10 protein-coding genes and 3 pseudogenes are annotated in these 8934 nt (G+C 55.0%); 5 read left to right on the top strand and 8 right to left on the bottom strand.

Annotated elements, in window-relative coordinates:
• Positions 1 to 84 precede the first annotated feature (84 nt).
• The 6 genes and pseudogenes from LCF40_RS22435 to LCF40_RS22410 form a co-directional block, all read right to left on the bottom strand.
• Positions 85 to 348: pseudogene (locus LCF40_RS22435) on the bottom strand (ion transporter); the annotation flags it as partial.
• A gap of 297 nt (positions 349 to 645) precedes the next feature.
• Positions 646 to 2265: a restriction endonuclease gene (locus tag LCF40_RS22430; RefSeq protein ID WP_224830356.1), complete on the bottom strand. Its 1620-nt coding sequence runs from the start codon at positions 2263 to 2265 to the stop codon at positions 646 to 648.
• Positions 2266 to 2373: 108 nt separating this feature from the next.
• Positions 2374 to 2811 (bottom strand): hypothetical protein, encoded by a 438-nt coding sequence (locus tag LCF40_RS22425; RefSeq protein WP_224830355.1) that lies wholly within the window; start codon positions 2809 to 2811, stop codon positions 2374 to 2376.
• 249 nt (positions 2812 to 3060) lie between these two features.
• Positions 3061 to 3771 (bottom strand): IS701 family transposase, encoded by a 711-nt coding sequence (locus LCF40_RS22420; RefSeq protein WP_224830354.1) that lies wholly within the window; start codon positions 3769 to 3771, stop codon positions 3061 to 3063.
• A 6-nt stretch (positions 3772 to 3777) separates the two neighbouring features.
• Positions 3778 to 4086, bottom strand: a complete 309-nt coding sequence (locus LCF40_RS22415) for a hypothetical protein (protein ID WP_224830353.1) — start codon at positions 4084 to 4086, stop codon at positions 3778 to 3780.
• A 146-nt stretch (positions 4087 to 4232) separates the two neighbouring features.
• Positions 4233 to 5225 carry a hypothetical protein gene (locus LCF40_RS22410; RefSeq protein ID WP_224830352.1) on the bottom strand — a complete coding sequence of 331 codons (993 nt, stop codon included), beginning with the start codon at positions 5223 to 5225 and terminating at the stop codon, positions 4233 to 4235.
• Between the two features lie 173 nt (positions 5226 to 5398).
• On the opposite strand from LCF40_RS22410, the pseudogene LCF40_RS23925 reads away from it, so the two are divergent.
• Positions 5399 to 5518: pseudogene (locus LCF40_RS23925) on the top strand (restriction endonuclease); the annotation flags it as partial.
• Positions 5519 to 5537: 19 nt separating this feature from the next.
• Here the strand turns inward: LCF40_RS23925 and LCF40_RS22400 are convergent.
• Positions 5538 to 5771, bottom strand: a complete 234-nt coding sequence (locus tag LCF40_RS22400; protein WP_345777885.1) for a MarR family transcriptional regulator — start codon at positions 5769 to 5771, stop codon at positions 5538 to 5540.
• Positions 5772 to 5972: 201 nt separating this feature from the next.
• Here LCF40_RS22400 and LCF40_RS22395 point away from each other — a divergent pair, with 201 nt between their 5' ends.
• The 4 genes and pseudogenes from LCF40_RS22395 to LCF40_RS24000 form a co-directional block, all read left to right on the top strand.
• Positions 5973 to 6254 (top strand): hypothetical protein, encoded by a 282-nt coding sequence (locus LCF40_RS22395; protein ID WP_224830349.1) that lies wholly within the window; start codon positions 5973 to 5975, stop codon positions 6252 to 6254.
• A gap of 87 nt (positions 6255 to 6341) precedes the next feature.
• The gene (locus tag LCF40_RS22390) at positions 6342 to 6773 is read left to right on the top strand and encodes a DUF8112 family protein (RefSeq protein ID WP_224830348.1); all 432 of its coding nucleotides are present in this window, start codon (positions 6342 to 6344) and stop codon (positions 6771 to 6773) included.
• The gene (locus tag LCF40_RS22385; RefSeq protein ID WP_224830347.1) at positions 6763 to 7008 is read left to right on the top strand and encodes a hypothetical protein; all 246 of its coding nucleotides are present in this window, start codon (positions 6763 to 6765) and stop codon (positions 7006 to 7008) included. Before LCF40_RS22390 ends, LCF40_RS22385 begins: the two co-directional genes overlap by 11 nt.
• Before the next feature lie 86 nt (positions 7009 to 7094).
• A pseudogene (locus LCF40_RS24000) lies at positions 7095 to 7340 on the top strand (DUF8112 family protein); the annotation flags it as partial.
• A gap of 111 nt (positions 7341 to 7451) precedes the next feature.
• Here LCF40_RS24000 and LCF40_RS22380 read toward each other — a convergent pair.
• The gene (locus tag LCF40_RS22380; protein ID WP_224830346.1) at positions 7452 to 7754 is read right to left on the bottom strand and encodes a hypothetical protein; all 303 of its coding nucleotides are present in this window, start codon (positions 7752 to 7754) and stop codon (positions 7452 to 7454) included.
• Positions 7755 to 8934: the final 1180 nt, after the last annotated feature.

Here is an 8934-nt window from a genome sequence, read left to right as displayed (position 1 = left end):
GGTCGCCGCATGGAAGAAGGAACGAAACAGCGCTGAAACGGATATTGACTGGCGATTTACCACCGACGATGCTCGCATCAAATTGAAACGCCTATACCCTTCAATTGACGGCTGACAGAGCACTAGATCGATAAGCATGTACGGAGAGAGGGCGAACCGAAGTCGTCCCCGTATCGGATCGCTGTAGTCAGGATGCTCGGTCGTCGCCCACAATCGGCCCAGATATTCAACCGAGAAGATGGCGACGCTAACGACCTCAAAGAGATAGAATTCGTAGCCGTAAGCTGTATACAACGGATCGACTGTCTCCAGGATAACGGCGGCGACGTTCCCGACGATGAGAATCATAATCGCTGTGTCAAGATACCGCCCTATCCGCCCACCAGCACCGACTTTGAACAGATTATGAGTCCAGAGACGAGGATTGTGAGCCATCATCCAGACATTCATGAAATAGATAATAAAACTGCGTGATCCGAAACTTGGGGACTACACCGAATCGGCTCCTGTTGATGTCGAAGGCGGCCCGCTAATCACTAGTGATGAAACGGCACTCCGATCGAATTGATCCATTGCGATTAAGAGCCGGTGTGCCATGAGATCCCGAATGCGAGCTTGTAGATGAACTATCCGATATTGTCGTATTTATTTTACTTTTTCAAGGAGGGAGGGGATTATCCGATCTGAGTCCGCCTGTACCGGTACGTCCTCGATACGATATCGCTGAACATAGTATATTATTCCGAGTCCAACCACAGCAAGGACGAAACCAGGTATTCCAACGCTGAATGCGCCAACAACTGGTAAAATAGCTGCTCCCCAGACCCAATATCCGGTTGCTATGTCTTTGCCACTATGACCTCGGATATATTGAGTATCCCGACTGATTGATAGCGGAAAGAGTATCCAGGCGAGAAGACCGAAAATTGGCGCACTAAAACTCAAAACCGACAAAGCGACGCTTCCAACGATCCCATAGTATCCATGTTTGCTGGCATTGCTATCCCGCTCGGATAGATACTCGTCAATAGACGTGAGGTCGTCATCTGAGACATAATATACTGAGTCACATTGGTTGCACTTCTGTGCAGGGAAAACTATATCTTTTCTCCAAGAATGTGTCATTTCCTCACCGCAACTTGGACACTCCTTTTCGTTACTCAGTAAGCCACTTTCGTTCAGTTTGTCGGAGATTTCAGAAGTTTGTGTTTGAAGACTCGTATCGCTAGTCTTGCTGTTCATCTTAACGGGTTCCTGCCTCGATTCTACCGGCAGAGGTGCATATTCAGATACGAGGTCAAATCTGTCCGTTTCCTCTAGAAGGGTGTAGATGTCATCAGCATCTACTAATTTGACGTTTAGATTTTGTGCGATTTCCTCGGCCTGTCGCGTGAAGCTGCTAGTGGTGACAATTACAGAAACGTCAGCGCCCTCCTCTTGCTGCCGGAGACTAGAGTATTGCTGGACTTTAGGACTCCCAATGGTATTGTCCTTGGCATACCGTTTCACTTGGATGACTTGCTTTTGCGGAAATGGGCTCTTCTTTGTTGCTACTATATCAACTCCTTGATCAACCGACTCTTGTGAAACGGTTGTCTCCCATCCCTGAGCTCTCCATAGATCAGCAACGAAATGTTCAAAATCATACGGGTCCATCTGTCGAAGACGCTGGAAAATTTCAGATCGATTCTGGTTAGCTTTTGGGATAGACGTACTCTCACTGCTTTGTGGTAATGGGTTTGCTGTACTTTTAGAGGGAGCATGATGCAGATCTTCAGTTCCCTGCTCACCAAGTCCTGCTTGCTTCTGAAGGAAGGCTGTTGAATTCCTTAATTCGTCAGAGTCAACAGAATTGCTGACATAAAATTCATAGTTAGCATAGAGTGTTTTGATGCTTAATCGGTGTTTCATAATACCAGAAGAAGAATCAATAGACTCGAGATCATCATATTCGAGCGTTCGCTGGAACCTCGATCCAATAAGAAATATAACCCGTTGATCGGTGAAAATTAGAAAGGAACGGTAATCAGAAGGCGGTTTTACTGTATCTTTCTTGCCTTTTTCATTGTACGTCAATCCTTTACTGCGGTTCCACAGAATGAAGTGAGGTTGCTCGTTTTTCCTCAAGTAGGATAAAACTGAACTATCCTTTTTGAAATCCCTTGTGAGGTGGTCTTTTGTTACTGTCTTACCTTGTGCGTTTTGTGTGAATTCCTGTACAGCTAAGAGTTCATCATCTGAACTTCCCCAGTCAAATATCCCCATTACAGTATGGCACATCCGCCAATAATAAAGTACTTTCTCCCGTAATTATTTTTTAGGCCGTAATTCATGATCTCTTGTGACGGGAACTATTACTACTTCGGCGGTTGATCACCAGTCAGTAAACCCCCTGAGCATTGCCTCTGCGACTCGTTCAGCGGTCTGTCGATCGACTCCTTGGTCTTCGACTGTTCGTACCGCCATCTCGTGAATTGCGATCCGAGCGACCTGTGAAAACGGGGGCAACCGAGCGGCCGCGCCCTGCGCGGCCCGCTCGGTCATCAGAAACGAGTACGTCATCAATACCACCGACACGTGATGGTTCCAGCCTGTCCACGTTCGTCCCTCGAACTGATTCATCCCCAGCACCTGCTTTGCATCCTTGTGAAATTGCTCAACCGGCCAACGTACGTGCGCATACCCGACTAACTCGGCCAGACTCCACTCATCGAGGCCCCAGCACAGCCACGCCTTCGTCTCACCGTCTCGGTCCTCAATCACCAGCCACGCCTCTTCGTCGGACACCCAGCGCCGCTGGGTGTTCGACACCACCCGCACTCGCTGTCTGTGGAACCGTCCCGACAGCGGCCCCTTCGTTCCTTCCGCCCATGTTACCTCTTTCCAGTCCTCGATCTCGTCGGCTATCTCACGCGGTGAGACAGCCTCGACATCCTCGGGATAGGTCGGGTGAGTCCTCGGCCGGCCGGGTCCGTCAGTCGGACCCGGCGGCCGTATCGGTGTCTCTGCTGGAATGACTCGGAGCTCCGATGGAGTTACACCGAGAACGTACGGTTCGTCTCATGCACGTAGCTGAGAACGCAGCTCACGGTCATCTCCGTACCCAGCGTCTGCTCCTACGCACGCGTGAGGAACGTTCGCTGATCGAGCGCGCTCGATCAGCTCCAGTGCGATCTCGGGCTTTGTTCGGAACTCGATATCTTCCGGGAGCCCAACTTCATCCCGAAGCTCCGCGTAGTGGTCCTCTTCGATCCATGGACGCGGGAGATACAGGTCCATGCCCAGCGGCCATGTGAGTTGGTCGGCGTTCCGGGCGGCGCCCGGAACAGCCGACACCAGATCAACTGCGACTTGACAGTTGTCGACTTTCCCGATGGATCCAGCGTACTGGCGTGTAACACCGACGCTATGATTGCCTTTCTTGCGGAAATCGACATCGTCGAAGATCAACATCGCCTCGGGGGAGGCGATGCGATCTGGAATAGTGTCATTGAGATGAGCCTGGAGAGCATCATGGTTCCAAGGACTTTGGGTGATAAATCGCCGGATGCGGTCTTCATGAACATCCATTCGTTTCCCAATGCCACGCAAGGTTTTGTGGCTACCGGGGCGCACTAACCCCTCTACGTAGGCGAGTGCCATCCGCCACGTATTGGCGGCACGCGCCCACGACGAGCCGTCGGGCCGCGTCGTGAACGCGGCCCGAACTGGATCGAGAAATCGTCGAATTGCCAACTTTGGATTCCGTATCCGGCAGTTGATTTGGGCCATATGACCTCAAGGGTCTCCAGCGAAGATTGCGGTGCCGATCCAACCGCCGAAGTAGTAATATGGACCACGACCAAAAGGAACTTTTCCGTACGGGGCAGAGTCTAATTTGACTTCTTTCGGTTCTAATTCGTCTATCACTTCATGAATAGAATTGCGTAATTCCTCAGGCAATTCTTCCACGTCATCAAGAAATTCGAGTTTCTGAGTTGGCGGGATATAATAATCCACATCAGCTTCCTTTGCCTTATTTATATCTATGTCCCCATTCTTGATCTCGCTTAGAGTGTTCGTGTCTAGTACAAGGTTACGAGCCATATTAATATTTTAAACTGTTTCATGATAAATCTTGGTTAGAAATAGACCTGCTGGTGGAGATTATAGAAAGGGGGGGACATTAATCATGGCGACAATTCAATATCGGGTGAAGCTTAAACAATAGTAGTGTAGGCGTTGAAAGAGACTTAGGTTCCGGTGAGGTGATCTTCAAGGTGGTGAATGTCTGTGTAGATGTGGGTATCGAATTGATTGGGGAGATCGTGTTTGTGGGCGACGCCTGCGAAGAATTGTTCGGTGACGACGATGTCGCTGTAAGGGATGGCGACGGCGAGAGACATCATGTCTTCGAGGTCGTTAGCTTCGATTTCACGGTCCCAGTGGAAGTCCCGGCCGTGGGAGAGAACAATCTGACAGTAGTAGGCAGGAAACTGAGTGAGAAATTCCTCAATATCGAAGTCGTGTTCTCGTAAGTCGTGATGGACGAATGGACCAATGGTAAGATCGACTTGTTTCGCGTTCATATCGAGGAGTGGGAGAAGTTGTTGAGCGAGGTTTCTGGCAAGCAGGATGTCCCATCGTTCCTCATTAGTATCGGCGAGTTCTTTGGATCGTTTGCGGACACATTCCCGTGCTTCGAGATCTTGTTCATTGGTCTGTTGCTGATATTGAGCGGCATCTGCGAGGTAGTCATTGTCTTGAATGAGTGTTCGGGCGACGCGTTCGGAGCGAAGAAATTTTCGGAGTTTTTTGTTGTCTTTGTAGGAGTATTCTTCGGCGCGGGGCATTCCGAGAGGCGCGATGAGACCGTGGTCAAATACGTCGTCCGTTGCATCGGGCGCGGGTTGGCCGGGGATAGAGCTTGTAAAGTAGGCGATACGTTCGGATTTGGTGACGTCGAAGTAGTTTTTGAAGCAGATATTGTGTGAGAGATCGAGCATGAGTTCGTAGAGTTGCCGGCGGAAGGTGAGGTCAGGGTGCTTGTCGGTTTCCATCTGCCGGGTGAGAGAGAACGGGTAAACGGCGGTGTCGTTGTGGGCAGAGGCGATGATTGTGTTGTAGATGTCCCGATTATGCGAATTGGGGTTGTGCCGGGCGTCGTGGAGAGCACCCCATATGTTTTGATCGAGGTAGATGACAGTGGTATCTTCTGGGTTGAATTCTGGAGGAGGGTCGGCCATAATCTCCTCCACTGCCTCTTGGTCTAGGCCGCTGATGGTCACGGTTGTTCCGTTTTCAAGGTCCCATTAGTATGAATTGTATGGATGATTGGGGCTGGACTATCCTACAGATGCTACTCAATCATACGATGTCAAAAAGAAGTGATTTTGGAAGAATCATAGCGTTGGCTGAGGTCGAGGAGCTCGAAGAGAAGATCGAACGGACCGACCACCTGATCGACGAAATCGTTTACGACCTCTACGGCCTCATTGACGAGGAGATCGAAATCATTGAGGAAGCAAGGGAAGAATAAAGATCGTGCTTTGTCACTGCTATTCGCGCGGATCCTCAACGAATTCGTAGAGTCCATCGTTGAGCTTAGTGATCCATCCAGCTGTCGTAAGATTGGATAAAGCGTACTCCACTTGCCCTTTGTCAAGGGTAGTTCGTTCCCGAAAATAGAGCGGGTTTGCCCGCCCCCATGGCTCATCTTTGCTGCGCCCTTCCTGGAATAGTTGCAGAACACGCTCCTCTCGATCATTAGGCCGATAATCCTCGTTGACCATTTGCTGCGCGATGGTCATTGATCCAGGGCATAATACGTGACGATTTGTTAAATAATTTTCTAAACAAATTGCTTAGCTATTTGCTAAGCAAAAGATCTAAGTGGGCTCCCTTGTATGGTGATTATAGCGGCACAGGATGGCTGAGAATCTAAATCTCGGCCGGGTGCTGTAACACCCGACCTGTGTCCTGAGGTCAGGACAATGACTCGATACACTCGCACAAAAGAAAAACGCACCGACCCACGCCCGGCGTACATCCCCCTGGGCGTCGATACTGAGGACGCCTCGTACGTCTATCACACCCGTACCGAGAGCGTCTACACGATCGAAGGCACCACCGTCGCCTACCACCAATCTCTCGAGGGCCACTCGATCAACGTCTACATGGACTACGTCGCCGATCGGCGGGGCTGGGCCGACCGACGTCTCCACCGCACTCTCGGCGACGGACTCGAACAGGCCAACCCACCAGAGGCGGTCTGAGATGGCCCACAGCCATGCGCCTACCGACATCCCAGCGCAGCATGCCATCCCCACCACCACACCAACCCGCAACCGAGGTGACCCCCGATGACCCGCACCCTGGCAGCCACGCCCGCCCAACTGTTCGCGGGCCTCCCGATCAGTTCCCAGCCACACGTCCAGTGCCAGCGCTGCGGGACAGTCCTCTACGAGGGCGCCACGGTCACCCTCCGAGCCGCCCGACCGGCCGACAGCCACGAGTGGACGCTCCAGCGCGTCTGCTGTGAGGCGTGCTCTGCCGCAGAACTCCACCCGACTCTCGGCTATACGGAACTCCGCCTTCGCTGTCGGCTCGCCAGCCGGACTGACTGTCGAACCCAACGCACTCGACTGGTCGTCATCGCCCCGACCGTCCTCGCGACGAGCCCACCCACAGAGAGCCAGACCGAGACGGACGCCGCTGAGACCCGATCCCACTCCCAAGAGACCACGACCGAGCCAGAACCAACGACGAACCTGGAGGCCTCCCATGGGCGATAACGAGTACTCCCCGGAGAGGGTCGCCCACGAACTCGAGGCGATCGTCACCGACCTGCGCGAACTCGAGGGCCACCTCCCGGCGCCGCTGACGCTGACCACTACCCAGCGGGAACTCGCCACCACGGCCGCCGTCTGTCGCCGGCTCGAGAGCCCACCTCGAACCACTACATCGAACTCGGAGACCGACCCACGAACTCGCCCCGATCCGGGCGACGAACCCCCTGGTTTCCAGTAAACAATGATCACTGCAAGCCAGGGCACACCCACCGCCAGCGGCACCACGAACCACAGTCACGACCCGACCCGACGGGGGGACGCTCGATGACCAGCGAGCCCACCGCTGCACAGGCGCTCCACGGGACCCCCCTCACCACCAGTTCAAACGTTTCATGTGAAGCCTGCACCGCCGATCTCGAGCCCGGCGATGCGATTGCCATCCACGTCCACCAGGATGAGTGGACGCCCACTGCAGCCTACTGTTCGGACTGTGCACCGGACACCACGGACGATCACACCAGCATCGTCGAGGGCCGGCTCACGACCACGATCGATCCCCGGACCGACACCCGGGTGCTCACGGTCGCGACCACTGACTACGACCTCGAGACCCTCCCCCTCGACACCACCGTTTCAGGAACGGACCCACCCGCGACAGCCGACAACGGTCCAGACCCAACCTCAACGGACACCGACGAGCCAACCGCCACCGACGACCCAGAGACCACCCCGACCGAGGATCGCACACGCGAGCCCGACCGCGCACTGATCTCCCTTCAGTCCAACCGATCGGATCGCGTTTTTCACTTCGATGACGGGGAGGGAACCCCCCTTTGTGACGTCGAGGGCACGTTCGAGACCGTCCCGATCGACGAGGCCAGCGACCACGCGCCCCGTGCCTGTCGGGACTGCGAACGCGCCCAACTGGGACGCCAACAGAAACGTCCCTGTCCACACTGTGGCGAGTCGATCTTCCTCGCCCATTGGCCGACACACGTCTCGAGGTGTTCGGGGCCCACACACAGACGAGGAGATTCCGACCGAGTGACGGCGCCCGACTCGAACACCGACACCGAACAAGACGCTCCTGCAGAGGAGCGGCCCGAACAGCACGCTCGATCGGAGTCGACCACTGGATCCACTCTCGAGCCCGACCACGACCCCGGCACCAACCTCGATCCCGAGTCAGAACGTGTCGCTCGAACCAACCAGACCGACCACGAGTTCGTGCCGAAGAGCGGCCGTCCCGATCCGACCTGGATCGACCGCACGCGTTCAACCGAGATCACTCGCCACCACCTGAGGACGAGGACTCACCCCGTCGACCACTCTGCACTCACTCCACCGACACTCGCCACCCCACTCACGGACATCCCACTGCAGCGAACCACAACCCTCGGACAGACACGCGCGACCGCGCGAAAGGTGTCACCTGATTGTAGTAGCGAATATAACCCGTCGGTTAGAACGAGACACTCACAGCTAGGAACACAACAGCGTCGAAAAGGGAAGAGGGGTGAACACCCTTCTCTTTTCGGCCACTGGTCAAAAAGCTATCGGCGACGAGCCGAGGCTGTAGCGATCAGGTCGCGAGGCTGGAGTCGGTCCACACGAGGGCCAGGCTCAGCGCCAGCGTCGCGATCGATCGACGGACCAGTGGTACGGCGGGTCGCCGTCCGCCAGCGCCCAACCGGGCAGACGATGCACACGCCGAGCAGCGGCATTCGACCTCGCCCACCACCAGTGAGTCCAGGCACCCTACGACGGCAACGCCACACCGGCCGACCGGAGACAGTCCCCACACGCGGACAGCGTGCGCTCTCCAGTACGGTCGACAGCGCGGGTCGTCCCGTCCTGGAGACGAGCCACGCCGTGAGAGCGCCCACAGGACCAGCTGTGAGCTCGCGGTCGTCTCTGTTCTCACAGACGTTGTTGAGACAAGTGCCGGCATGGGGCGTCCCTCGCCGCCCCCTATCGCCGCTTCGCTCACAGAACACCAGCGATCGCAGTTTGTCGAGACCTACACACCCAATGACAATGACACAAAATAAAGCGCATGCCTCCGCCTTCAGGCGGGGGTCGAGCGGTAGGCACTGCCGAACAACCGCCGACTACTGGCCGTCTGGGGTCTCCTCGCGGACGCGCTTCTCGCCTTCAAGGAGCA

It is taken from the genome of Saliphagus infecundisoli (genome assembly GCF_020177375.1).
GTDB classification, from domain to species: Archaea; Halobacteriota; Halobacteria; order Halobacteriales; family Natrialbaceae; genus Saliphagus; species Saliphagus infecundisoli.
The sequence above is the reverse complement of the archived record's forward strand: the minus strand, read 5'-3'. Positions and strand labels throughout refer to the sequence as shown.